At 70.3% G+C, this 23,123-nt stretch carries 16 protein-coding genes; 12 read left to right on the top strand and 4 right to left on the bottom strand.

Going from position 1 to position 23,123, the window contains the following annotated elements; all coding sequences use genetic code 11:
* The first annotated feature begins 272 nt into the window (after positions 1–272).
* Complete coding sequence (locus F3J10_RS22650; protein ID WP_167243033.1) at positions 273–1,142, top strand: CPBP family intramembrane glutamic endopeptidase; 870 nt, start codon at positions 273–275, stop codon at positions 1,140–1,142.
* A gap of 120 nt (positions 1,143–1,262) precedes the next feature.
* On the opposite strand, the gene F3J10_RS22645 is transcribed toward F3J10_RS22650, so the two are convergent.
* The gene (locus tag F3J10_RS22645; RefSeq protein ID WP_025100406.1) at positions 1,263–1,931 is read right to left on the bottom strand and encodes a MarC family protein; all 669 of its coding nucleotides are present in this window, start codon (positions 1,929–1,931) and stop codon (positions 1,263–1,265) included.
* Between the two features lie 242 nt (positions 1,932–2,173).
* Here F3J10_RS22645 and F3J10_RS22640 point away from each other — a divergent pair, with 242 nt between their 5' ends.
* The 3 genes from F3J10_RS22640 (at position 2,174) to F3J10_RS22630 (ending at position 3,987) form a co-directional block, all read left to right on the top strand.
* A complete protein-coding gene (locus tag F3J10_RS22640) occupies positions 2,174–2,452 on the top strand; it encodes a type II toxin-antitoxin system RelE/ParE family toxin (RefSeq protein ID WP_025100405.1) in 279 nt (92 codons plus the stop codon).
* A gap of 18 nt (positions 2,453–2,470) precedes the next feature.
* Positions 2,471–2,794: a HigA family addiction module antitoxin gene (locus F3J10_RS22635; protein WP_029951048.1), complete on the top strand. Its 324-nt coding sequence runs from the start codon at positions 2,471–2,473 to the stop codon at positions 2,792–2,794.
* A gap of 107 nt (positions 2,795–2,901) precedes the next feature.
* The gene (locus F3J10_RS22630; RefSeq protein WP_167243032.1) at positions 2,902–3,987 is read left to right on the top strand and encodes an ionic transporter y4hA; all 1,086 of its coding nucleotides are present in this window, start codon (positions 2,902–2,904) and stop codon (positions 3,985–3,987) included.
* 42 nt (positions 3,988–4,029) lie between these two features.
* Here the strand turns inward: F3J10_RS22630 and F3J10_RS22625 are convergent, their stop codons facing one another.
* A complete protein-coding gene (locus tag F3J10_RS22625) occupies positions 4,030–4,986 on the bottom strand; it encodes a LysR family transcriptional regulator (protein ID WP_025100402.1) in 957 nt (318 codons plus the stop codon).
* A 394-nt stretch (positions 4,987–5,380) separates the two neighbouring features.
* On the opposite strand from F3J10_RS22625, the gene F3J10_RS22620 reads away from it, so the two are divergent.
* The 4 genes from F3J10_RS22620 (at position 5,381) to F3J10_RS22605 (ending at position 9,758) form a co-directional block, all read left to right on the top strand.
* Positions 5,381–6,559, top strand: a complete 1,179-nt coding sequence (locus tag F3J10_RS22620; RefSeq protein ID WP_167243031.1) for an HPP family protein — start codon at positions 5,381–5,383, stop codon at positions 6,557–6,559.
* Between the two features lie 107 nt (positions 6,560–6,666).
* Positions 6,667–7,080 carry a MarR family transcriptional regulator gene (locus F3J10_RS22615; RefSeq protein ID WP_013690200.1) on the top strand — a complete coding sequence of 138 codons (414 nt, stop codon included), beginning with the start codon at positions 6,667–6,669 and terminating at the stop codon, positions 7,078–7,080.
* A gap of 25 nt (positions 7,081–7,105) precedes the next feature.
* Positions 7,106–8,893, top strand: coding sequence for a chloride channel protein (locus F3J10_RS22610; protein ID WP_167233093.1), 1,788 nt, complete (start codon positions 7,106–7,108; stop codon positions 8,891–8,893).
* Between the two features lie 514 nt (positions 8,894–9,407).
* Positions 9,408–9,758 (top strand): hypothetical protein, encoded by a 351-nt coding sequence (locus tag F3J10_RS22605; RefSeq protein ID WP_013690198.1) that lies wholly within the window; start codon positions 9,408–9,410, stop codon positions 9,756–9,758.
* Positions 9,759–9,913: 155 nt separating this feature from the next.
* Here the strand turns inward: F3J10_RS22605 and F3J10_RS22600 are convergent, their stop codons facing one another.
* Positions 9,914–10,837 (bottom strand): LysR substrate-binding domain-containing protein, encoded by a 924-nt coding sequence (locus F3J10_RS22600; RefSeq protein WP_025100400.1) that lies wholly within the window; start codon positions 10,835–10,837, stop codon positions 9,914–9,916.
* A gap of 198 nt (positions 10,838–11,035) precedes the next feature.
* Here F3J10_RS22600 and F3J10_RS22595 point away from each other — a divergent pair, with 198 nt between their 5' ends.
* The 3 genes from F3J10_RS22595 (at position 11,036) to F3J10_RS22585 (ending at position 15,179) form a co-directional block, all read left to right on the top strand.
* The gene (locus F3J10_RS22595) at positions 11,036–12,217 is read left to right on the top strand and encodes a M20 aminoacylase family protein (protein ID WP_166915002.1); all 1,182 of its coding nucleotides are present in this window, start codon (positions 11,036–11,038) and stop codon (positions 12,215–12,217) included.
* Between the two features lie 161 nt (positions 12,218–12,378).
* A complete protein-coding gene (locus F3J10_RS22590) occupies positions 12,379–13,704 on the top strand; it encodes an MFS transporter (protein WP_167243030.1) in 1,326 nt (441 codons plus the stop codon).
* A gap of 173 nt (positions 13,705–13,877) precedes the next feature.
* Positions 13,878–15,179: a UDP-N-acetylglucosamine 1-carboxyvinyltransferase gene (locus F3J10_RS22585; RefSeq protein ID WP_013690194.1), complete on the top strand. Its 1,302-nt coding sequence runs from the start codon at positions 13,878–13,880 to the stop codon at positions 15,177–15,179.
* 109 nt (positions 15,180–15,288) lie between these two features.
* Here the strand turns inward: F3J10_RS22585 and F3J10_RS22580 are convergent, their stop codons facing one another.
* Entirely contained in the window at positions 15,289–16,398 is a 1,110-nt protein-coding gene (locus F3J10_RS22580) for a porin (protein ID WP_167243029.1), read from the bottom strand.
* A 574-nt stretch (positions 16,399–16,972) separates the two neighbouring features.
* Here F3J10_RS22580 and F3J10_RS22575 point away from each other — a divergent pair.
* Positions 16,973–23,029 carry an Ig-like domain-containing alpha-2-macroglobulin family protein gene (locus F3J10_RS22575; protein ID WP_240155682.1) on the top strand — a complete coding sequence of 2,019 codons (6,057 nt, stop codon included), beginning with the start codon at positions 16,973–16,975 and terminating at the stop codon, positions 23,027–23,029.
* Positions 23,030–23,123 lie beyond the last annotated feature (94 nt).

Here is a 23,123-nt window from a genome sequence, read left to right as displayed (position 1 = left end):
AACCGAGCCCCGGCGGACCCGCGCGGCGAGTCTGCCGCAGCGCCGGCGCCTTCCCTACGACGGCGGGCCCGCAGCGTCGGCCTGCCGGGGCTCGTCCGCCACGCCGGCCGCTCGGGCCGCTCGTGCTGCATTGATCCGCATCACCCGGCCTCGATCGACGGGCCGCGACGGCCGCGCGCCCTGCCGGCCGCCGTCCTCGCTACATTTCCTCGACGCGGAAACCGCCCGGCGCAGGCTATGATGAGCGCCCGTTTGGCTCATCCTTCCCCGAAATGTCCGATTTCCCGACGACGATGCTGCTGCCCTGGGCAGCGATCTTCGCCGCCGCGCTGCTCGCGTGGTGTCCCCGGCTCCGAGTCGCGAGCCTGATCCTGGCCCTGGTCGGCTACGGCGCGGCCTTCGCGCTGGGCCAGCTCGCGCCGATCGCGCTGGCGCCGCTGGCCGGTCTCGCGCTCGCCGCCTGGGCGATCGCCGGCACGCGCGCCTGGCCGCTGCGCATCGCCGGCGGCGTGCTGTTCACGGTGCTGGGCTACGCCCTGTCGCAACACTGGCTGCCCGGCTTCCACAACCTGCGCGTGATCCACGCGCTGCGCGTCACGCCGGACGCGGTGCCGTTCACCATGTACCTGAACGCCGACAAGGCGCTGGTCGGGCTCTGGCTGCTGTGGGTGCTGCCCTCGGCAGTGCGCGCCGCGCGCTGGAGCAAGGCGGTGCCGATCGGCGCGGCCGCGGCCGCGGGCACCGCGCTGGTCTGCCTGGCGGTCGCGCTGACGGCCGGCGCGGTGGGTTTCGCGCCGAAATGGCCGGCGTTCGGCTGGCTCTGGCTGGTCAACAACCTGTTGATCGTGGCGCTGGCCGAGGAGGCTTTCTACCGCGGCTGGGTGCAGCGCGGCCTGGAAATCGCGCTGGCGCGCGTGGGCGGCGGGCAATGGCTGGCGGTGCTGGTCGCCTCGCTGCTGTTCGCGGCCACCCATGCCTCGGGCGGCATCGCGCTGATCGGCTTCGCGGCGCTGGCCGGCATCGGCTACGGCCTGGCCTACCGCTTCGGCGGCCTGCGCGCGGCCTGGCTCGCCCATGCGGGCTTCGACCTGATCCACTTCGCGCTGTTCACCTACCCGCTGCGCGCCGCCACCGGCACCTGACGCATCAACCCGGCGCCCGCCCGCGCGGCGCGGCGCCGTCATCCTCCACGGCTCGATTCCGAGCCCCGGCGCGCGCCGCGCATCCACCCGACCGCGAGCGCGCCGCCCTTCCAGGCAGGCTTACTTGATCTGGTCGGCCAGCGGCTGCAGGAAGGCCGAGAAGCCGGTCAGCATGATCTGCACGCCGACGCACAACAGCAGGAAGGCCGACACGCGCTGCGCGACCTTGGTGCCCTCGGTGCCGAGATAGCGGGCCAGCACCTCGGCGCGGCTGTAGGTCTGCCAGATCACCAGCGCGACCAGCGCCGACACGGCCACCGAGACGATGCTCGAGAGCAGGAATTCCGAGAGCTTGTGGGTGCGATTGGCGTTCAGCGCGATCGCGGTGGCGATCGAGCCGGGGCCCACCGTGAGCGGAATCGTCAGCGGGAAGAAGGCGCGCGCCATCACGTTGCGCGGGTCGATCGGCTTGACGGCCGCGTCGCCGCCCGGCACGTCGGGCGCGTTCAGCATCTGCCAGCCCGACACGGCCACCGCGAAACCGCCGCCGATACGCAGCGCCTCCATCGAGATCCCGAAGAAATGCAGCACCGGCGTGCCGAGGAAGAAGGCCACCAGCAGCACGATGAAGGCGTTGATCGCCACCTTGCGCGCGAGCACGGCGCGCTGCCGCTCGGTGAGCGAATCGGTGCGCTCGAGGAACAGGAAGGCGATGCCGAAGGGGTTGATGATGCCCATCAGGCCGGTAAAGCCGAACAGGATCTCGGAAATCAGGCGGTCAATGATCATCGGTCGGAAGGATCAAGGGATCGTGCGAAAGCGGGATGCGGATCGAGCCTCGGGGCCGCTCGCGAAGGCGGCCGAATCCCGGGCCGGCGCCATTGTAGTGCAGCGCCGCGCGCCCGCGCTGGCCATTTGGACGAATGGGCCGCGGCGAGCGCGGGGTTCACAGTCGAGGGGGCTCGCGGGCAAATCCGCACATCTGCGCGGATTGGGTCGCGTATTACTTTACACGTTATACCCACTCCATTATGATCCAGTCATTCCGATGCAAGCGCACCGCCGCGCTGTTCGCCGGCGAATCGCCGCCGGCCTGGCGTGCCGTGGCACGCGTGGCCCAGCGCAAGCTGGCCATGCTCGATGCGGCCCAGGCGCTGCGCGACCTGGCCGTGCCGCCCGGCAACCAGCTCGAAGGCCTGTTCGGCGATCGCGCGGGGCAATACAGCATCCGGATCAACGAGCGCTGGCGCCTCTGTTTCGTCTGGAGCAGCCGGGGGCCCGAGCTCGTCGAGATCGTCGATTATCACTGATTCAGCCGCGAGGTCCGCATGAATGCCAAGAGTGTGAAGCCCGTCAACGCGATGCCCGCCATCCACCCCGGCGAAATCCTGCGCGAGGAGTTCCTGGTGCCGCTCGCGCTCAGCGTCAACGCGCTGTCGCTGGCGCTGATGGTGCCGGCCACCCGCATGCACGAGATCGTCAACGAGCGGCGCGGCATCACCGCCGACACGGCCTACCGCCTGTCGCGCTACTTCGGCACCACGCCGGAGTTCTGGCTGGCCCTGCAGGCCGACTACGACATCAAGACCCTGCCGAACCGCGACGAGATCGACCGCAAGGTCGATGCGCGCCCCAACGGCGCGGCGGCCTGAGCCGGCGCCGGCCGCTCCATTCGTCGCATCCGGGTATCGCGGGGCCGGAACACCGGCCCGCGCCTGTTAGAATTTCCCCCGCCTCCACCCCGACCCAAGGATCCCCGATGCCGCACTCCTCGAATGCCCTGCCTCGCTGGACCCTCTGGGCGCCTATTGCCGCGTGGCTGATCCTCGGCCTGTCGCGCTTCATTCCCGGCGAGAGTTTCGCGATCGCGCTGGTCGCGGTGGCGCTGGCCGGCTCGGTGTTCGCGGCCGTCCACCATGCCGAGGTGGTCGCGCACCGCGTCGGCGAGCCGTTCGGCACCCTGGTGCTGGCGGTGGCCGTGACCATCATCGAGGTCGCGCTGATCGTCTCGGTGATGCTGTCCTCCGGCCCCGAGAAGGCCGGCCTCGCGCGCGACACGGTGTTCGCGGCGGTGATGATCGTCTGCAACGGGATCGTCGGCCTGTGCCTGCTGGTAGGCGGCTGGAAGCACGGCGAGCAGGATTTCCAGGGGCGCGGCGCCAACAAGGCGCTGGCCGTGCTGGCCTCGCTGTCGGTGCTCTCGCTGGTGATGCCGAACTACCTGAGCGCGGCGCCCGGCCCGCAGTTCTCCACGTCCCAGCTCGCCTTCGCGGGCGTCTCCTCGCTGGTGCTCTACGGCATGTTCGTGTTCGTGCAGACGGTGCGCCACCGCGACTATTTCCTGGTGCCCGACACGGCCGACGAATCGGTCCACGCGGTGCCGCCGAGCGTCAGGACCGCCCTGACCAGCGTGGGCTTCCTGTTCATCAGCCTGGTGGCCGTGGTGCTGCTGGCCAAGCTGCTGTCGCCGGCGGTCGAGCGCGGCGTGGCGCAACTGGGCGCGCCCGAGGCCACGGTCGGCATCGTGATCGCCGCGCTGGTGCTGCTGCCCGAAGGACTGGCCGCGGTCGGCGCGGCCGGCGCGAACCGGCTGCAGACCAGCCTCAACCTGGCACTGGGCTCCGCGCTCGCCAGCATCGGCCTGACCATCCCCACCGTGGCCGCCGTGTTCGTCTGGACCGGCCAGCCGCTGACGCTCGGCGTCGGCCCGATGGAAACCGCCCTGCTCGCGCTCACGCTGCTGGTCAGCACGCTCACGCTCGGCACCGGCCGCACCACGGTACTGCAGGGCGTGGTCCACCTGTCGCTGTTCGCGGCCTATCTGTTCCTGTCGATCACGCACTGAACCCGCAAGCGGCGGCGCGGCCTTCCCGCGCCGCCGAGTTCCTCAGGCGCCCGTCGCGACGGGGCTGGCCAGGCGCTCCAGTTCGACCAGGTCGTGGGCGAGCGCCGGCGTCAGGGTAGTGCGCAGGTGGTCGAGGAAGGTCCGCGTCTTGGCGTCGAGGTAGCGACGCGAGGCGTAGACGGCATATACGTGGATGGTGTGCAGCCGGTAGTTCGGCAGCACGCGCACCAGGCGCCCCGAGCGCAGGTCGTCGATCGCCGTGTACAGCGCGATCGAGCCGATCCCCCGCCCCGAACGCAGCGCCACCGCCAGCGCATCCGGCACGTTCACCTGGAACGGCGAGGGCGGCAGGTCGAAATGCTGCTCCTCGCCGTCGTTGCGCTCCAGCCGCCACTCGCCGCCCGGCGAGGACGGCGTGTCGAGCCGCAGGCACACGTGCTTGAGCAGGTCGTCGGGCGTCTTCGGCGTGCCGTGACGCGCCAGGTAATCGCGCGAGGCCACCAGCACGCTGCAGCTCTCCCCGCAGGTCTGCGCCACGTATCCCGAATCCGGCAGTTGCGCGGCGGTCACGATCGACACGTCGTAGCCTTCCTCGACCAGGTTCGGCATGCGCTGCGCGAGCGTCAGGTCCACCGATACCTCGGGATTGTCGTCCTGGTAGCGGACCACCGCCGGCACCACGTGGCTCTGCCCCAGCCCCGTCATCGCGTGGATTCGCATCCTGCCGCTCGGCTTGAGCAGCGCGTTGCGCGCCTCGGCATTGGCGTGGTCGATCTCGGCGAGGATCGATTTCGAGCGTTCGAAATAGCGCTGCCCGCTTTCGGTCAGGCCGAGATGGCGCGTGGTCCGATGCAGCAGGCGCGTCTGAACGTGCGCCTCGAGGTTCGAGACGGCGCGGGATACCTGCGCTGTGGTGGCGGCGATTTCCTTGGCGACGGCGGTGAAGCTGCCGGCCTCGACGACGCGCACGAACAGCCGCATGTTTTCGAGCATGTCCATGGGGGGATCAGGGAAACGAGGGATCGAGCAAAGCCGCGACGGCCCGGGCCGCGCGACACGCCCGGCGATGGCTCGACCTCGGCCGGTGAAGCAGGCTGGGGATCGGGATCGCGGGCGGCATGTTTGTGGAATTTGATCTGAAACAATCGAAGTTGGCGCGAATTGTACGCCTGAGCAGGTGAAATCGTGCATGGGCGCATCACGATTTCATTTTGTTCAGCTAGGCGACAGGACCGTGACGGATGCGCCGGCCATCGTCACGATACGCACCGCCATGGCCGCTCGATGCCCCGAATAGGCACACATTCGCACCACGATCGCCCGGCGCGCACCATGATAAATATCATGTTGCGATATAATTCGCGGCTACCGATCGCCGCCCTTCGCCTGACTCATGCCGCCCGCTTCCCTGCCGCCATCGCCGCCCTCATCGTCCCCGTCGTTCGCCGCCCGCCTGCGCGCCTGGTTGCTGGGTTTCGCGCCCTCGCCGGTCACGCTCAGCGCGCGCGAGCGGCTGCGCTCCTGCCTCGGGGCGCTGGTCGGGATTGCCTGCGTGGGCATCAGCATGCGCCTGCTGCCCGGCATCCCCGAGGCGGTGCCGCTGCTGGTCGCGCCGATGGGCGCCTCGGCCGTGCTGCTGTTCGCGGTGCCGGCCAGCCCGCTGGCGCAGCCGTGGTCGCTGATGGGCGGCAACCTGGTGGCGGCGACGGTCGGCGTGGCCTGCGCGCGCTGGATCGCGGATCCGGTGCTGGCCGCCTCGCTGGCGATCGCCCTCGCGATCGGCGCGATGCTGGCCTTGCGCTGCGTGCATCCGCCCTCGGGCGCGGTGGCCCTGACGGCAGTGGTCGGCGGCCCCTCGGTGCATGCGCTCGGCTTCGGCTTCGTGCTCGAGCCGATCGCCGTGCAATCGGCCGCGCTGCTGGCCGCCGCGCTGGTCTATCACGCCCTCACCGGCCATCGTTATCCGCATCGCGCGGCAGCCCCGCGTGATGCCCAGCGGCCGTCGGCGCGCGGCTTCTCGCGGGAGGACCTGGAGGCGGTCCTGAAGCGTCGCACCGAATGGCTCGACGTCTCCACCGACGATCTCGACGCGCTGCTGCGCGAAACCGAGCTGCACGCCTACGCGCGCACCTTCGGCGCCATGAGCTGCGCCGACCTGGTGGCCCGGCCGGCGGCGAGCCTCGGCCCGGAAAGCCGCGTGTCGAGCGCGCTCGCCATGTTCGAGCGACACGGCACCGAGACGCTGCCGGTGGTCGACGCCACGCGCCGGGTGCTCGGCATCGTCACCCGCGCGCGGCTGGCCCCGCTCGCCGCGGCCGCGAGCCCGGCATCCCGGCGCGATCCGGCCATCCTCGACGTGAAATGCGACCCGACCATCCAGCAGGCGATCCTCACCGGCGTGCCCAGCATCCTCTCGACCGAGCCGGTCACCGACCTGGTGCCGCTGTTCGCCGAGGCCGGCGAGCCGATGATCGTGGTGGTCGACGCCGCGGCACGCCTGGTCGGGCTGGTCACGCAGGCCGACCTGATCTCGGCGCTGTACCGGCGCACCCAGGTCCTGCAGGCCGCCTGAGCGGCAAACCAATCCTTCATATCGTGTTTCGCCGTTTCCAGCCCGGATTTCGGCCACATATATCATGTCGTGATATATTTGCCGATTCTTAACTGGCCAGAGCTTCGATGACCGATCCGAACCACGTCCTGCACAAGCGCGACTTCGAGCAGTTGTCCGAATTCCGCTACCAGATGCGCCGCTTCGAGCGCTTCTCCGAGCGCGCCGCGCAAAGCGAAGGCGTGACGCCGCTGCAATACCTGTTGCTGCTCCACATCAAGGGCTTCCCGGCGCGCGCCTGGGCAACCATCGGTGAACTGGCCGAGCGGCTGCAGGCCCAGCATCACGGCGTGGTCGCGCTGGTGTCGCGTTGCGAGGCCGCCGGCCTGGTCGAGCGGCGCAGCAGCGCGAGCGACCGCCGCCAGGTCGAGGTCCATCTGCTCGAAGCCGGCGAAGCGGTGTTGACGCGGCTGGCCGCGCTGCACCGCGCCGAGCTGAAATCCCTGCGCGGCGCCTTCCAGGTGCCGCGGATCGACTACTGACTCCCCCCTTCTTCTCCTGCCCGCCATGCACCTCGCCGCCCCGCACAAGCGCGATTTCGCGCCGAATGTCCGCCTGCCCCGCATCGCCCTGCTCGCGGCCGTGATCGGCGTGACCAGCACGCTCGCGGCCGTGGTGCTGCTGAACCTGATCCACCTGTTCACCAACCTGTTCTTCTTCGGCCACTGGTCCTTCGCCGACCGCTCGCCGGCCGGCAACACGCTCGGCGCCTGGGTGATCGCGGTGCCGGTGGCGGGCGGCCTGGTGGTCGGCCTGATCGCGCGCTTCGGCTCGGAGAAGATCCGCGGGCACGGCATCCCCGAGGCGATCGAGGCGATCCTGTTCGGCAAGAGCCGCATGTCGCCGAAGGTGGCCGTGCTCAAGCCGCTGTCCTCGGGGATCGTGATCGGCAGCGGCGGGCCGTTCGGCGCCGAAGGCCCGATCATCATGACGGGCGGCGCGCTCGGCTCGCTGATCGCGCAATGCTTCAAGCTCACCGCGGCCGAGCGCAAGACGCTGCTGGTGGCCGGCGCCGCGGCCGGCATGACCGCCGTGTTCGGCACGCCGGTGGCGGCCGTGCTGCTGGCCGTCGAACTGCTGCTGTTCGAATGGCGCCCGCGCAGCTTTCTGCCGGTGGCGCTGGCCTGCGCCGTGGCCGGCTTCGCGCGCGCGCTCTGCTTCGGCGGCGAACCGCTGTTCCCGCTCGTCACCGCCGTGCCGTCCCCCTCGGCGCTCGGCGTCTGCCTGCTGGCGGGCCTGTTGTCCGGCGCGCTGGCCAGCGGCCTGTCGGCCGCGCTCTATCGTACCGAGGACGCGTTCGGCAAGCTGCCGCTGCACTGGATGTGGTGGCCCGCGCTGGGCGGCGTCGTGGTCGGCATCGGAGGCTGGCTGGAGCCGCGCGCGCTGGGCGTCGGCTACGACGTGATCGGCGACCTGCTGCACGGCCACCTGGCCTTGCAGGTGGTGGTCGCGATCCTGGCCGTGAAGGCGGCGATCTGGGTGGTCGCGCTCGGCTCGGGCACCTCGGGCGGCGTGCTCGCGCCGCTGCTGATGCTCGGCGCCGGGCTCGGCACCCTGCTCGGCGCCGCGCTGCCCGGCACCGATCCGGCGCTGTGGCCGCTGGTGTGCATGGCCGCCACCTTGGGCGCCACGCTCGGCGCGCCGCTGACGGCCGTGGTGTTCGCCTTCGGCCTCACCCACGACGCCAACGCGCTGCTGCCGCTCCTGGCCGCCACCCTGGTGGCGCACGGTTTCTCCGCGCTGGTGATGCGGCGCTCGATCATGACCGAGAAGATCGCGCGACGCGGTTATCACATCTACCGCGAATACGGCGTCGATCCGCTCGAACGCCACGACGTGGCCGACGTGATGACGCGCGATGCCCTCGCGATCGATGCGCACGCAACGATCGCCGCGACGCGCCTGGCCCAGTTCGGCGCCGACCAGCGCCATCGCGCCTATCCAGTGCTGCGCGACGGCGTGCTGCTGGCCATGCTCGACCGGGCGCGGCTCGACGCGCTGGACGCCGCCCATGGCGGGCAAGCCACGCTCGAGGCCGCGCTGCGCGGCGTCTCGCCCGGCGCCTGCGCACAGCCGAACGAAACCTGCCGGCTGGTGGCCACGCGGTTGGCCGTGCACGGGCTCGAGCGGCTGCCGGTGCTCGACGATCCGATTTCCCGGCGCCTGCTAGGCATCGTCTCGCGCAGCGACCTGGTCAAGCCGGCCCTGCGCCATTTCGACGAGGAGCACAAGCGCGAGCGCTTCCATGCGATGCGCCCGATGCGCCCCGCGCGCCGCGCCGCACGGGCGCGATGAAGGGCGCGCGAGCGGCCTGGCCAGGCACGCGACGCGCCACGCGAAAATCCCGTCCGGCCCCGAGCACGAATCGTCACAATCGACGTGATGGATTTAAATGTGCTTAACAATCCTCCCCGCGTTTTTTTGCGATCATGCAGTCAAACGCGACGGGGCCACCGTTCAGCACCGACACTACGCCAGCGATCCCAGAACCGCGGCGTAGGCTGACGGCCACCTCGCTTCCCTCGATCGATCGCGCCGGCGCAGCCGCTGCCGAGCCGATCGTCACCGCCGGTTCGACGCAACATCCCGACCGGCCCTCCATGCCACTTCGCAAGACCAGCGACCAGGGCAGCCCCGTTTTCCGAAACACCTGGAAACGTCTCGTCACGTTTCGGCAAGCAACTTAACAAACTGTTGCGCAATCGACCGGAACATGATGGGAAACTGGCGATCTGACACTTTCGTAGTCCCTGCCGACATCGACGTACAAGATGCCCGGCATGTCCCAACGACCGAACAAGGAGAGAACATGAAGAAACTGCTGCCGCTCATCGCCCTGACCGTCGCCGCTTCCGCCTTTGCGCAACAGCAACCGCAATGGACCATCCAGAACGTCGGTCAGAGCCAGAAGCCCGCGAACCAGGTGGCCGCCTGCATCGCCAAGACCTGGGCCGACAAGTCCCAGCAGCAAGTGATCTCGCAGGACGTGCTCGCCAACGACATGGCGATGGACGTCTACGTGCCGGGCCAGCAGCCGCCGAACGGCGCCGCCGCGATGGTGCGTCCGGCCCGCGTCTCGGGCGCCGCGACCTGGGTGGGCTTCCGCTCGGTGGGCGATGCCGCGAATCCGGCCGCCGCGGATCTCAGCACCTGCCTGTAAGCCGCATCGGCTTCGCCGGGCGCCGGGTCTTCCGGGTCGCCCGCGCCCGGCACTCGAAAACCTCGCTTCGGCGAGGTTTTTTGTTTTCGGCATTGTTTTCGGCACCTAGCATCGCGCGTGCCCGCACCTCGCATTCGTAAGGATTCCGATGATTTTCACGGCGCCGGCGCAGGCGGCGGGGCCAGCCCGGCACGGCGCGCCGCATCGCGCAGGCAGTCGATCAGCATCGCGGCGGCCGGCGTGAGCGGCGTATCGCGCCGCCGCACCACCTGGATCGACAGCGCCGGGATCGTCTCGCGCACCGCCACCTCGACGAAACGCTCGCGCGCCAGCGGCGCATCGAGCAGTTGCACGGGCAGCGCGGCCACCAGGTCGGTGCCGGCCATCAAGGTCTGCGCGACACCGAAGCTCGGGCATTCGACGATCCGCGCCGGCACCGGCAGGCGGTTCGCGCTGAAGCAGTCGAATAGCATCTGCGAGGAGCTTTCCGGGGAGGGATTGAGCAGCCACTCGGCCTCGACGAGCTCGGCCAGCGAGGTGGCGCCCGCCAGCGGATGGCCGCGGCGCGTGGCGATCGCCAGGCGACTGGTGTAGAGGGTGTCGTGGTCGAACTCGGCGGCCAGCAGCTCGGGCACCACCACCGCCACCGCGAAATCGAGCGTGCCGTCGTGCAGCCTGGGCAGCGCCACGCCCGGGAAGCCTTCCTGCAGGCTCACGCGCGTGAGCGGGAAGCGGCGCCGGAACGCCCGGTAGGCATCGGGCAGCAGGGACAGCGCCACCGCCGGCGTGATCGCGGCCGCCACCGAGCCATGGCTCGCGCCGAGCGCCTGCTCGATGTCCTCGCGGGCGCGCTGCATCTCGGCCACGATCAGCCGCGCGCGCACCAGCAGGCGCTGGCCGAAGTCGGTCAACTGCACGCCGCGCGCGGTGCGCAGCACCAGCGAGACGCCCAGCGCCTGCTCCAGTTCCTTCAGCGATTTGGTCAGCGCGGCCGGCGACAGGTTCTGGCTGCGCGCGGCGGCGCGGATGCTGCCTTCGTCGGCCACCGAGAGGAAGGCCTTGAGCTGGTGATATTTCATGGCGGGGAAGCGAGTCCGGCGGTTGGGCCGGCGCGTGTATCGAGGGTTTTCCCGAGGCAACCACGGGTTGTCATCGACGCAATTTATCAGCTTATGGTGAGCGTCGGAAATCCCTATGCTTGAGCGCGATCGTTCGATATTTCGCCTGATCCGAGCCCGCCGCCGGGCGGCTTCCAGGCGCTCACCCACGGAGTTTCCATGACCGCCACCGAGCCCGTCCTCGCCGGCATCGCCGACCTCGCCCCCGAGTTCGTCGAGATCCGCCGCCGCATCCATGCCCATCCCGAGCTCGCCTTCGAGGAAACCGGCACCGGCGAACTGGTGGCCGGGCTGCTCGCCCAATGGGGCTACGAGGTGCATCGCGGAATCGGCCGCACCGGGCTGGTCGGCGTGCTGCGGGCCGGCGACGGCCGGCGCACGCTGGGCTTGCGCGCCGACATGGACGCGCTGCCGATCCACGAAGCCACCGGCCTGCCCTACGCGAGCCGCCACGCCGGCCAGATGCACGCCTGCGGTCACGACGGGCACACGGCGATGCTGCTCTGCGCGGCGCGCCACCTGGCCGCCACGCGGCGTTTCTCGGGCACCCTGAACCTGATCTTCCAGCCCGCCGAGGAAAATTTCGGCGGCGGCAAGGCGATGATGGACGACGGCCTGTTCGAGCGCTTTCCCTGCGACGCCATCTTCGCGCTCCACAACATGCCGGGCCGCGCGGTCGGCGAGATGGCGTTCCGCAGCGGCCCCGCGATGGCTTCCTGCGATCGCGTCACGATCCGCCTGAAGGGCGTGGGCGGCCACGGCGCGATGCCGCACATGGCGCGCGACCCGATGTCGGCGGCCGGCAGCCTGATGCTGGCCCTGCAGACCATCGTCGCGCGCGAGATCGACGCGCAGCAGGCGGCCGTGATCACGGTCGGCAGCGTGCAGGCCGGCGAGACCTTCAACATCATTCCCGAGACAGTGGTGATGAAACTCTCGGTGCGCGCGCTCGACGCCGGCGTGCGCGCGCAGCTCGAAACGCGGATCGGCGAGCTGGTGCGCGGCCACGCGGCCGCCTACGGGCTCGGCGTCGAGATCGACTACGACCACGGCTACCCCGTGCTCGTCAACCACGAGGCGCCGACCGAATTCGCGGCGAGCATCGCGCGCGCGATGCTCGGCGAGGCGCGCGTCGAGATGGACACGGCACCGCTGATGGGCAGCGAGGATTTCGCCTACATGCTGGAGCAGCGCCCCGGCTGTTATGCGCTGCTCGGCAACGGCACCGGCAGCCATGGCGGCTGCATGGTCCACAACCCCGGCTACGACTTCAACGACGCGATCCTGCCGATCGGTGCGAGCTACTGGGTGCGCGTCGCCGAGGGCTGGCTGGTCGACTGAGCGAGCAAGGCGCGCGGCGCCGCCTGCTCCCGCTTCGCCGCGGGATCACAGGCCGAGCGCCGCGAGCCGTTTGCCTTGCGCGCCTGCTCCGCGGCTTCTCCACTGCTGCTCCGCTGCTTCTCCGTTCCTTCCCCCGCTTCCGTTCCCGCTCCGAGGTGCCGATGGAATCGCCCGCCGTCGAAGTCGCCCTGCCCGCCGCCCGCGCCTCGCGCCGCCAGGCCCGCCGCCTGATCGCGGCGGCCGCCGTCGGCAATGCGCTCGAGTTCTACGATTTCACCGTCTACAGCTATTTCGCGCTGCTGATCGGCCGGCTGTTCTTCCCGGTCGGCTCGGCCTTCGGCGAGTTGATGCTGGCGGTGGCCAGCTTCGGCGTGGGTTTCGTGACGCGCCCGCTGGGCGGCGTCGTGATCGGCATCTACGCCGATCGGGCGGGCCGCCGCAGCGCGATGATCCTGACCTTGCTGCTGATGGCGCTGGGCACCGCGATGATCGCGGCGGCGCCCACCTACGCGCAGGCGGGCCTGGCCGCGCCGGTGATCCTGGTGCTCGCGCGGCTGCTGCAGGGCTTCGCCTCGGGCGGCGAGGTGGGCGCCTCCACCACGCTGCTGATCGAACAGGCGCCGCCGCACCGGCGCGGCTTCTATGCCTCGTTCCAGTTCTCCAGCCAGGGGCTGGCGGCGCTGGCCGGCGCGCTGACCGGCGCGGTGCTGAACGCGACGCTGAGCGCGCCGCAACTGGACAGCTGGGGCTGGCGCGTGCCCTTCGTGATCGGCACCCTGTTCGTGCCGCTCGGCTATTGGCTGCGGCGCGGCATCGACGAGGCGCATCGACCCGCCGCCAGCGTCAGTGGCAGCGGCACCGGCGATGCCCTCGCGCCGCTGCCGCTTGCGGCGGTGCTGCGCCGCCATCGCCGCGCGCTGTTCGCGGGCCTGGGCCTGACCATCGGCGGCACCGCCACGCACTACATCATCGTCTTCTACATGGCGATCTATGGCGTGCGCACGCTGCACCTGCCGGCCTGGATCGCCATGCTGGCCGGCTGCGTGGCCGGCATGGCGCTGATGCTGGTCTCGCCGCTGGGCGGCGCGCTGGCCGATCGCATCGGCCGCAAGCCGGTGGCGGGCTGGTCGCGCCTGGTGCTGACGCTGGCGATCTACCCGGCCTTCGTCGCGCTGAACCGCTGGCCCGGCGCCGCCTCGCTGCTGGGCGCCATCGCCGTGCTGAGCGTCGTGCATGCGCTCTATTGCGGCGCCACCGCGCCGATGCTCGGCGAGCTGTTTCCGCGCGCGGTACGCGCCACCGGCGGGGCCCTGGTCTACAGCCTCGGCGTGGCGATCTTCGGCGGCTTCGCGCAGTTCATCGTGACCTGGCTGATCGCCGCCACCGGCGACCCGACCGCGCCGGCCTGGTACGCGATCGCCTGCGGCATGCTCAGCTTCGCCGCGCTCGCGAGCATCGAGGAACGCGCCGGCAAGCGGCTCGATTGAGGCGTCGCCGCGAAGCGCCGATCCAGCCGCTCGGCGCCTTCCGCAAGGGGTCGGAACCAAGGGCCGGCCAAGCCGCGCCCGGGGCCGCCGGGCAGCGATTGCGCGCGCCCCGGCGTCGAAACGATGGCATGATACGAACCTTGCGCCATCTCTCATTCCAAACGCGCCGAACCATGTCGAATCTGCTAGTCCACGGCGGCACCCCGCTTCGCGGGGAAATCACGCCGTCCGCCAACAAGAACGCCGTCCTCCCGATCCTCTGCTCGACCCTGCTGACCGACCAGCCGCTGAAGCTGATCGGCGTGCCCGACATCACCGACGTGCGCAAGATCCTCGACATCTTCCGCACGCTCGGCAGCGATGTCTCGATGGACTACGCCACCGGCGTGCTCGACCTGCATCACCGCGCCACCCAGTTCGACCCGGCCGTGCACCGCCTGCCCGAGGAGATGCGTTCCTCGATCATGCTGGTGCCGCCGCTGCTGGCCCGCTTCGGCGTGGCGCGGCTCGAGAGCGACGTGACCGGCTGCACGCTCGGCGTGCGCGAGATCGACCCGCACGTGGAAGTGTTCGAGCGCTTCGGCGCGACGCTGGAGCAGACCTCCGACTCGCTGATCCTGCGCGTGGCCGGCCCGCTCCAGGCCAACGACCACTGGCTCGACTACGCCTCGGTCACCACCACCGAGAACTTCGTGCTGTGCGCGACCGCCGCCGGCGGCGTCTCGACGCTCGTGAATGCCGCCTCCGAGCCGCACGTGCAGGAGTTCTGCCGCTTCCTGACGATGCTCGGCGTGCCGATCGAGGGGATCGGCACCTCGCATATCCGGGTCCAGGGGGGCGGCAAACTGGGCGGCGGCGAGCACCGCTTCGCCGAGGACTTCCACGAGATCGCCACCTTCCTCGCGCTCGGCGCGATCACCGGCGGCGACATCGCGGTGCGCAACAGCGGCCCCGAAATGTTCCCGCTGATCGACCGCACCTTCGCCAAGCTCGGCGTGCAGGTCACGCACGAGAACGGCTGGTCGCGCGCGGTGCGCGACGGCGTGATGCGCGTGAGGAAGCCCTTCACGCAGAACATCCTGACCAAGATCGAGGCGGCGCCCTGGCCCTACCTGCCGGTCGACCTGCTGCCGATCTTCATCGCGCTCGGCGTGAAGGCCGAGGGCAGCGTGATGTTCTGGAACAAGGTCTATGACGGCGCGATGGGCTGGACCGGCGAGCTCTCGAAGTTCGGCGCGCACGTGTTCCAGTCCGACCCGCATCGCCTGATCACCTTCGGTGGCCTGCCGCTGTCGCCGGCCCGCGTCGAGAGCCCCTACATCATCCGCGTGGCGATCGCGCTGCTGATGGTGGCCGCCAGCATCGAGGGCCGCTCCGAGATCCTCAACGCCCAGCCGATCCGCCGCGCGCATCCGCACTTCGTCGAGAACCTGCGTTCGGTCGGCGCCAACGTGGAGTGGACCGCCGGCGACTGAAGCAGCGCCGCGCCCAAAAACAATCAGCCCGGCATGGTCGACACCATGCCGGGCTGATTTGCATTCGCGCCGAGCGAACCGGCTCGAACCGAGCCGGCCGTTGCGCCGCCTAGAAGTTGTGCATGATACCGACGTAGGCGCCGGTCTGCGATTCGCCCGTCAGCGGGTTGGTGCCGTTGGTGGCGTCGCGCGAGGAGGCGATCAGCGAGAAGTTCGAGTTGCCGCTGTTGCGCATGTAGGCCACCGTGCCGTACAGGAAGGTGCGCTTGGACAGGTTGTAGGTGGTGCCGAGCACGTACATGATCGCGTGGCCCGACGCATCGTGCGTCGCGTCGCCGTTGCCGCTGCCGACCCGCACGTAGTAGCCGCCGCCCGTCACCGCCCAGGCCGGCGTGGCCGTGTAGGTCGCCCCCAGCCAGACGTGGTCGGCGCGGTCGGCCAGGCCCTGCGGCGTGTCCGGTGCCTGGTAGTGCGTGTAGGCGGCCTGGATCTTGAACTTCTGCACGTAGATGTTGGTGCCGACGAAGTACTCGCGCGAGGCGGTGAAGATGTTGTCCATCTTGCCGTTGTTGTTGCGCAGCTCGTCATAGATGCCGCGCACGTCGAACAGCGCCGAGTGATACGACAGCATGATGCCGTCCGAGCGACCGAAGTCGTTGGCCGGGCCGGTGTTGAAATTGGTCTGGTTGCCGAAGGCGTACTGCCCCTGCACGTCGAAGCCCTTCCACACCGGGCTGTGATACTCGATGTTGTTGCTGGTCTGCTGCCAGTTGCGGCCGCGCACCAGCGAGGCCGACGAGAACGCCTGCTGCACGAACGGATCGAATTCCCACACGCCGTCGCTGTCGATGAACAGGTTGCGACCGGCCTGCAGCGTGCCCCACTCGTTGTTCTTCAAGCCCACGTAGGCGCGGCGCGAGAACATCCGGCCGCCGCCGGTGGTGCCGTTCATCACCTGGAACGCGGTCTCGAGGTCGAAGATCGCGGTGTTGCCGCCGCCCAGGTCCTCGGTGCCCTTCAGGCCGAACATGCTGGTGCCCCAGTCGCCGCTCTCGGCGCTCCAGCGCGTCGCGCTGCCGGTGCGCGTCGCGTTCGCGACGTGGTTGAGGTACTCGACGCCGCCGTCGATACGGCCATAGAGCGTGACGCTCGATTGCGCGAAGGCCGCGGCCGGCACGGCCACGCTCAGCGCCGCGATGGTTTTGATTCGAAGTTTCATATCCCCTGCCTGTAGATCTCTCTCAGATTTGACTGGCACTTTCCGTGCGGCTCGCTTGTGGTTCGCGACCGGCAAGGAAGGTGCCCCGGGCCACGCATGGCGCGTGGTGCGAAACGGTTCGCGCACGCGCTGTTGTTGTTTAGTCGTCGACGATCCGGCTGTTTCGCCGATTCCCCGGCGGCGCGAGGGCGGCAGGCGCCTCGCGCCCGGCATCGGGCGCCGTTCCGGCCCCGCGCATCGACGCGGACCGGAAATGTACGCGTTTGCGAGCCGCCGGACAATGTCTTTATAGGATATGAATTCTTACGCTCTCCTCGATAAACGGAATCGACGCATAGTCTGTCGGCTGTAAGCCACAGTGCTTCCCGCGACGACGCAAACATGCTATGGCTGGCGCCGTCGCGCGCCATGGACAGGCGCCAGGACAGGACAAAATCGCGCCTGACCGATGTAAGGGCTCGGTTAGAATCGCAGGCATTCCGAAAAGCATCTCTCCGAGGGCGGGCGAGCGATGAAGCAAAGCACATCAAAAAAAATCCTGTATTGGAGTGCCGTGTCGGCGCTCGCGGCGGTCATGATCGGCGGCTTCGGCTGGCCGGCCGACGCGGCGAAGATCGTCAGCGTCTCGCCGCAAGGCTCGGCGCCCGAGATCCGGCAGGTGACGCTCAAGTTCGACGAGCCGATGGTGGCCTTCGGCTCGCCCTCGCTGCCCGCCCCGGCGCGCCTGCAATGCGATAACCCCGCGGCCGCGAAATTCGATGCGGTCTGGAACGACGATCGCACCTGGCTGGCCCAGTTCCAGCAGGCCCTGCCGGCCGGCACGCGCTGCACGCTGACGCTCGAGGACGGCCTCAAGTCCTCGGCCGGCCACGCCGTGACGGGCCCGCGCCGCTTCGCCTTCCAGACCAGCGGCCCCTACCCGGTCGAGATCCGCCCGGGCCGCAGCGAAATCGAGGAGCGCCAGCTCTTCGTGATGAAGCTGACCGGCCCGGCCACCGAGGACTCGCTGCGCGAGCACATCTGGTGCGAGGCGACCGGGATCGGCAACCGCATCCCGATCACCTTCGCCAATGCCGCCACGCGCGCGCAATTGCTCGATCATTTCCACTGGAAGGCCGACGCGGCGCGCGTGCTGACGCTCGGCTGCGCGCAGACCCTGCCGCCCGGCCAGCCGGTGCAGCTGGTCTATGGCGCCGGCGTGCAAAGCCCCGGCGGGGTGGCCAACGGCAGCGAGAAGCGCTTCGACTTCCGCGTGCGCGAGCCCTTCGCGGCTTCCTTCAGTTGCGAGCGCGAGAACGCCAAGGCGCCCTGCACGCCGCTGCGTCCGCTGCGCATCGAATTCAACGCGCCGATCTCGCGTGCCGCGGCCGAGAAGCTGCGCCTCCAGGGCCCCGACGGCGCGATCTCGCCGAGCTTCAAGCCCGACGACAAATCCAGCGACACGCGCACGGTCGAGTTCGCCGCGCCGCTGCCGGCCAGCGCCGAGCTCAGCGTCACCCTCCCCGACGGCCTGACCGACGACAGCGGCCGCCCGCTGTCCAACGCCGACCTGTTCCCGCTCAAGACGCGCACCGCCTCGATGCCGCCGCTGGCGAAATTCTCCTCCTCGACCTTCGGCATCATCGAGCGCTACGCCGAGCCCGATTCGCCGGCCCTGGTGCCGGTCACGCTGCGCAACGTCGAGGCCGACCTGAAGATCGCCGGGCTCAACGCCGGCCAGGCCGAGTTCTCGAACATCCGCGTCGAGGACGACAGCGCGATCCGCGAATGGATGCGCGTGGTCGACCAGATGGACGGCATCGGCATGTCGGTGGCCAGCATCGACGCGCTGCGCCCGGGCCTGTTCGAGCGCGCCAAGCACCCGGTGTTCGTGCCGCCCGCGGCCGGCGAGAAACCGCCGGTGGGCGTGCACCGGATCGTCGACGTGCGTTCGCTGTCCTTGCTGGACGGCCAGCAGCACGTCGAGCGGCTGGTGCTGCCCAAGGCCGACCCGGCCACGCTGCGCCCGTTCGAGGTGGTCGGCGTGCCGATCGCCAAGCCGGGCTTCTACGTGCTGGAACTCGCCTCGCCGGCGCTGGGCCGCTCGCTGATGGCCAAGCCCGGCTCGATGTACGTGCGCACCACGGTGCTGGTCACCAATCTCGGCGTGCACTTCAAGCGCGGCCGAGACAACAGCCTGGTGTGGGTCACCACGCTCGACAAGGGCAAGCCGGTGCCGAACGCCGAGATCCGCGTGTCCGACTGCAACGGCGAGCCGCTCGCCTCGGGGCGCACCGATGCGCAAGGGCTGCTGAAGATCGACGGGCCGCTGGCCGAGCATCGCCGCTGCGACTACGAGAGCAGCTATCGCAACACCTTCGTGTCGGCGCGCGTCAACGATCCCGTCAGCGGGCCCGACATGGCCTTCGTGGTCGACGACTGGAACCGCGGCATCGAGTCCTGGCGCTTCGACGTGCCGAGCGACTACGGCACGCGCCCCGGCACGATCGCGCATACCGTGTTCGATCGCACCCTGGTGCGGGCCGGCGAGACGGTCTCAATGAAGCACTACCTGCGCGTCGAGAAGCTCGATGGCCTGGCCTTCCCCAAGCAGTACCCGAACCGCGTGACGATCCGCCATGAAGGCAGCGGCGACGTCTACCGGCAGCCGCTCGTGTGGGCAGCCGACCACACGGCCGATTCGAGCTTCACGCTGCCGCCCGGCGCCAAGCTCGGCGAATACACCGTCACGCTCGACACTGGCCGGGCCGGCGACAAATCCGACGATTCCGAAGCCAACAATGGCGACGACGACCAGGACGACTCGAGCAGCGGTTCGGGCGCCAGCTACGGCAGCGGCTCGTTCCGCGTCGAGGCGTTCCGCCTGCCCGTCTTCAAGGGCAGCGTGAACGTGCGCGATACCAAGACCGGCCCGCTGGTGGGCGCCAGCGAGGCCGCGGTGGCGGTCCAGCTCGACTACCTGTCGGGCGGCCCGGCCGCCAACCAGCCGGTGCGCGTCTCGGCGCTGCTGCGCCCCACCTCGCCGGCCTTCGGCGACCGCTATCCCGACTTCTCCTTCACGCCCTGGCGCGCCGAGCAGCCCGGCTCGGATGCCGGCGCCAGCGACGACGAGGACGACAGCGGCGACACCGCCGCCTCCAGCGCCGACCCCGACGCGCCGAAGCTGGTGGCCGACAAGCTGCCGGTCACGCTCGATCGCAACGGCAGCGGCACCGTCTCGCTGAAATCGCTGCCCAAGGTGGACGCGCCCAAGCGCCTCGCGCTGGAGGCGACCTTCGCCGACCCGAACGGCGAGATCCAGACGATCCGCGGCGACACCACGCTGTGGCCCGCCGCGCTGGCGGCCGGCATCAAGGCCGGGCACTGGGTGGCGGTGGGCGATTCGGTGCCGGTCACGGCGCTGGCGGTCGACCTCGACGGCAAGCCGCACGCGGGCGCCGAGATCGAGGTGCATGGCTACGCGCGCGTCACCACCTCCTCGCGCAAGCGCATGGTGGGCGGCTTCTACGCCTACGACAACCGCAGCGAGACGCGCGACCTGGGCGCGCTGTGCAGCGGCAAGACCGACGACAAGGGGCGCCTGGCCTGCGACGCCAAGCTCAAGGAAGCGGGCGAAGTCACCCTGGTGGCCCAGGTCAAGGACGGCTCGGGCCGCGCCGCCACCGGCAGCACCTCGATCTGGGTGGTGCGCGAGGACGAGCTCTGGTTCGGCGGCAACAATACCGATCGCATCGACCTGATTCCCGAGAAACCGTCCTACGAGCCGGGCGAGACCGCCCGCTTCCAGGTGCGCATGCCGTTCCGGCAAGCCACCGCGCTGGTCGCCGTCGAGCGTTCGGGCGTGATGGAAACCCACGTGGTGCAGTTGAACGGACGCGACCCGAGCATCGAGCTGAAGGTCGACGCGAGCTGGGGGCCGAACGTCTATGTCTCGGTGCTGGCGCTGCGCGGCCGGCTGCGCGAGGTGCCCTGGTACTCGTTCTTCACCTGGGGCTGGAAGACGCCGGTCGAATGGGCGCGCGCCTTCTGGAACGAAGGGCGCCGCTACGTGCCGCCCACGCCGCTGGTCGACCTGTCGAAACCGGCCTTCCGCTACGGCCTGACCGAGATCAAGATCGGCACCGCGCCGCACAAGCTCGCGGTGAGCGTCACGCCCGACGCGGGCAGCTACCCGGTGCGCGGCACCGCCCACGTGCGGATCGCCGTGAAGCTGCCCGACGGCAAGCCCGCGCCGGCCGGCACCGAGGTGGCGGTGGCGGCGGTCGACGAAGCCCTGCTCGAGCTGATGCCGAACGACAGTTGGGACCTGCTGGGCGCGATGTTGCAACGGCGCGGCTACGGCGTGGAAACCGCCACCGCGCAGATGGAGATCGTCGGGCGCCGTCACTTCGGCCGCAAGGCCGTGCCGGCCGGCGGCGGGGGCGGCACCGCGCCGACCCGCGAGCTGTTCGACACCCTGCTGCTGTGGAGCCCGCGCGTCGCGCTCGACGCGAACGGCGAGGCGCGCGTCGACGTCAAGCTCAACGACGCGCTGACGCGCTTCAGCATCGTGGCGATCGCCTCGGTCGGCGTCGATCGCTTCGGCACCGGCCGCGCCAGCGTGCGCAGCACCCAGGACCTGCAGCTGATCTCGGGCCTGCCGCCGCTGGCCCGCGAGGGCGACGCGCTGGTCGCGCCCTTCACGCTGCGCAACACCACCTCGCGCGCGATGAAGGTGCTGGTCACGCCGAATGCGCCGGGCCTCGCGCTGGCGGCCCAGACCGTCGAGCTGGCGGCCGGCGCCTCGCGCGAGCTGAGCTGGCGCGTCGCGATCCCGGTGGGCGCGGCCGACGGCGGCGGCGCGCTGCCGTGGTCGATCTCGGCCGCCGAACAGGGCGGCGCGCACGCGGCCGATGCACTGAAGATCACCCAGAAGATCGTGCCGGCCGTGCCCGTCACGGTGCAGCAGGCCACCCTCACGCAAGTCGACGGCAGCTTCTCGCTGCCGGTCGCGGCGCCGGCCGACGCGGCCGCCGATCGCGCCGGCCTGCCGCGCGGCGGCATCTCGGTCGCCCTGCAATCGAAGCTGGCCGACGGCCTGCCCGGCGTCACGCGCTGGTTCCAGCAATATCCGTATCGCTGCCTGGAGCAGCAGACCTCGCGCGCGCTCGGCCTGCACGACGCGGCGCTGTGGCAGTCGGTGATCGCGCAGATGCCGTCCTATCTCGATGCCGACGGACTGGCCGGCTACTTCCCGCTGTCGGCCGACAGCGGCGAGAAGGGCAGCACCGCCCTGACCGCCTACCTGTTGTCGGTGACCGACGAGGCCGGCAAGCTCGACCCGCGCTTCGCCCTGCCCGACGCGCTGCGCTCGCAGCTCGAGGCCGGGCTGGCCAGCTTCGTCGACGGCCGCATCACGCGCGACAGTTGGGCGCCGCGCGAGGATCGCGACCTGCGCAAGCTGGCGGCGCTGGAGGCGCTGTCGCGCCACGACGCGGCCCAGGCGCGCATGCTCGGCTCGATCGCGATCACCCCGGAGCGCTGGCCGACCTCGGCCCTGCTCGACTACTACGCGATCCTCTCGCGCGTGGCCGACATCCCGCAGCGCGAGGACAAACGCGCCCAGGTCGAGCAACTGCTGCGCGCGCGGCTGGCCTACCAGGGCACCCAGCTGGTGTTCTCGACCGCGCGCGACGACGACCTCTGGTGGCTGATGAGCGGCAACGACAGCAATGCCGCGCGGCTCGCGCTGGCCTTCAACGGCAACCCGGCCTGGAAGGACGAGATGCCGAGGATCGTGGCCGGGCTGCTGGCGCTGCAACGCAACGGTGCCTGGCAGACCACCACCTCGAACCTGCTCGGCGAGCTGGCCGTCGAACGCTTCTCGCGCACCTACGAGACCACGCCGGTCACCGGGCGCACTACGCTGCGCCTCGGCGACGTGGAACGCAGCATCGCCTGGGGCGGCAGCGCGGCGGCGGCAGCGCCGGCCAGCGCTGCATCACCGGTCACGGCGGTGGCCACCGCGCCCTCGGCGGCAGCCTCGACGCCGGCCGCCACGCGCAACGCGGCGGCACGTTCGACCCTGCTGCCCTGGCCGGCCGCGCCGCATGCGCCGCTCACGCTGTCGCTGACCCAGGACGGCACCGGCAAGCCCTGGGCGACGATCCAGAGCCTCGCGGCCGTGCCGCTCAAGCGCCCGGTAGTGTCCGGCTACCGGATCACAAAGACGCTCACCCCGCTCGAGCCTGCCGTGAAGGGCGCCTACACGCGCGGCGACCTGGTGCGCGTGCATCTCGACATCGACGCGCAGGCGGCCATGACCTGGGTGGTGATCAACGATCCGGTGCCGGCCGGCACCAGCATCATGGGCTCGGGCCTGGGCCGCGATTCGGAAACCGCCACGCAGGGCGAGAACAATCGCGATGGTGCCTGGCCGAGCTTCATCGAGCGCGACTTCGACGGCTACCGCGCCTATTACAGCTACCTGCCGGCCGGCAAGACCTCGATCGAGTACACCATGCGGCTCAACGCGGTCGGCAGTTTCGGCCTGCCGCCGACGCGCGTGGAAGCGCTCTACGCGCCGTCCGCCTACGGCATGCTGCCGAACGCGCCGATCGTGGTGCAGCCGGTGGCGGGCCAGCAGCCATGAGCGTCGGCATGCCGCCGCGGCCCGCGCGCCTCGACCAGCGCCTCGCCCTGCACGGCTTCCGGCGCGCGCCGGGCGCGCTGCGCCTGCTGCTGGC

Origin of the sequence: Burkholderia sp. Cy-637, assembly GCF_011753175.1 — a bacterium.
Lineage (GTDB): Bacteria > Pseudomonadota > Gammaproteobacteria > Burkholderiales > Burkholderiaceae > Burkholderia > Burkholderia gladioli.
The sequence above is the reverse complement of the archived record's forward strand: the minus strand, read 5'-3'. Positions and strand labels throughout refer to the sequence as shown.

Excerpts from the sequence above, each read along its gene's own strand:
- F3J10_RS22650 (WP_167243033.1), top strand. The coding sequence starts at position 273 with ATGTCCGATTTCCCGACGACGATGCTGCTGCCCTGGGCAGCGATCTTC.
- F3J10_RS22645 (WP_025100406.1), bottom strand. The coding sequence starts at position 1,931 with ATGATCATTGACCGCCTGATTTCCGAGATCCTGTTCGGCTTTACCGGC.
- F3J10_RS22640 (WP_025100405.1), top strand. The coding sequence starts at position 2,174 with ATGATCCAGTCATTCCGATGCAAGCGCACCGCCGCGCTGTTCGCCGGC.
- F3J10_RS22635 (WP_029951048.1), top strand. The coding sequence starts at position 2,471 with ATGAATGCCAAGAGTGTGAAGCCCGTCAACGCGATGCCCGCCATCCAC.
- F3J10_RS22630 (WP_167243032.1), top strand. The coding sequence starts at position 2,902 with ATGCCGCACTCCTCGAATGCCCTGCCTCGCTGGACCCTCTGGGCGCCT.
- F3J10_RS22625 (WP_025100402.1), bottom strand. The coding sequence starts at position 4,986 with ATGGACATGCTCGAAAACATGCGGCTGTTCGTGCGCGTCGTCGAGGCC.
- F3J10_RS22620 (WP_167243031.1), top strand. The coding sequence starts at position 5,381 with ATGCCGCCCGCTTCCCTGCCGCCATCGCCGCCCTCATCGTCCCCGTCG.
- F3J10_RS22615 (WP_013690200.1), top strand. The coding sequence starts at position 6,667 with ATGACCGATCCGAACCACGTCCTGCACAAGCGCGACTTCGAGCAGTTG.
- F3J10_RS22610 (WP_167233093.1), top strand. The coding sequence starts at position 7,106 with ATGCACCTCGCCGCCCCGCACAAGCGCGATTTCGCGCCGAATGTCCGC.
- F3J10_RS22605 (WP_013690198.1), top strand. The coding sequence starts at position 9,408 with ATGAAGAAACTGCTGCCGCTCATCGCCCTGACCGTCGCCGCTTCCGCC.
- F3J10_RS22600 (WP_025100400.1), bottom strand. The coding sequence starts at position 10,837 with ATGAAATATCACCAGCTCAAGGCCTTCCTCTCGGTGGCCGACGAAGGC.
- F3J10_RS22595 (WP_166915002.1), top strand. The coding sequence starts at position 11,036 with ATGACCGCCACCGAGCCCGTCCTCGCCGGCATCGCCGACCTCGCCCCC.
- F3J10_RS22590 (WP_167243030.1), top strand. The coding sequence starts at position 12,379 with ATGGAATCGCCCGCCGTCGAAGTCGCCCTGCCCGCCGCCCGCGCCTCG.
- F3J10_RS22585 (WP_013690194.1), top strand. The coding sequence starts at position 13,878 with ATGTCGAATCTGCTAGTCCACGGCGGCACCCCGCTTCGCGGGGAAATC.
- F3J10_RS22580 (WP_167243029.1), bottom strand. The coding sequence starts at position 16,398 with ATGAAACTTCGAATCAAAACCATCGCGGCGCTGAGCGTGGCCGTGCCG.
- F3J10_RS22575 (WP_240155682.1), top strand. The coding sequence starts at position 16,973 with ATGATCGGCGGCTTCGGCTGGCCGGCCGACGCGGCGAAGATCGTCAGC.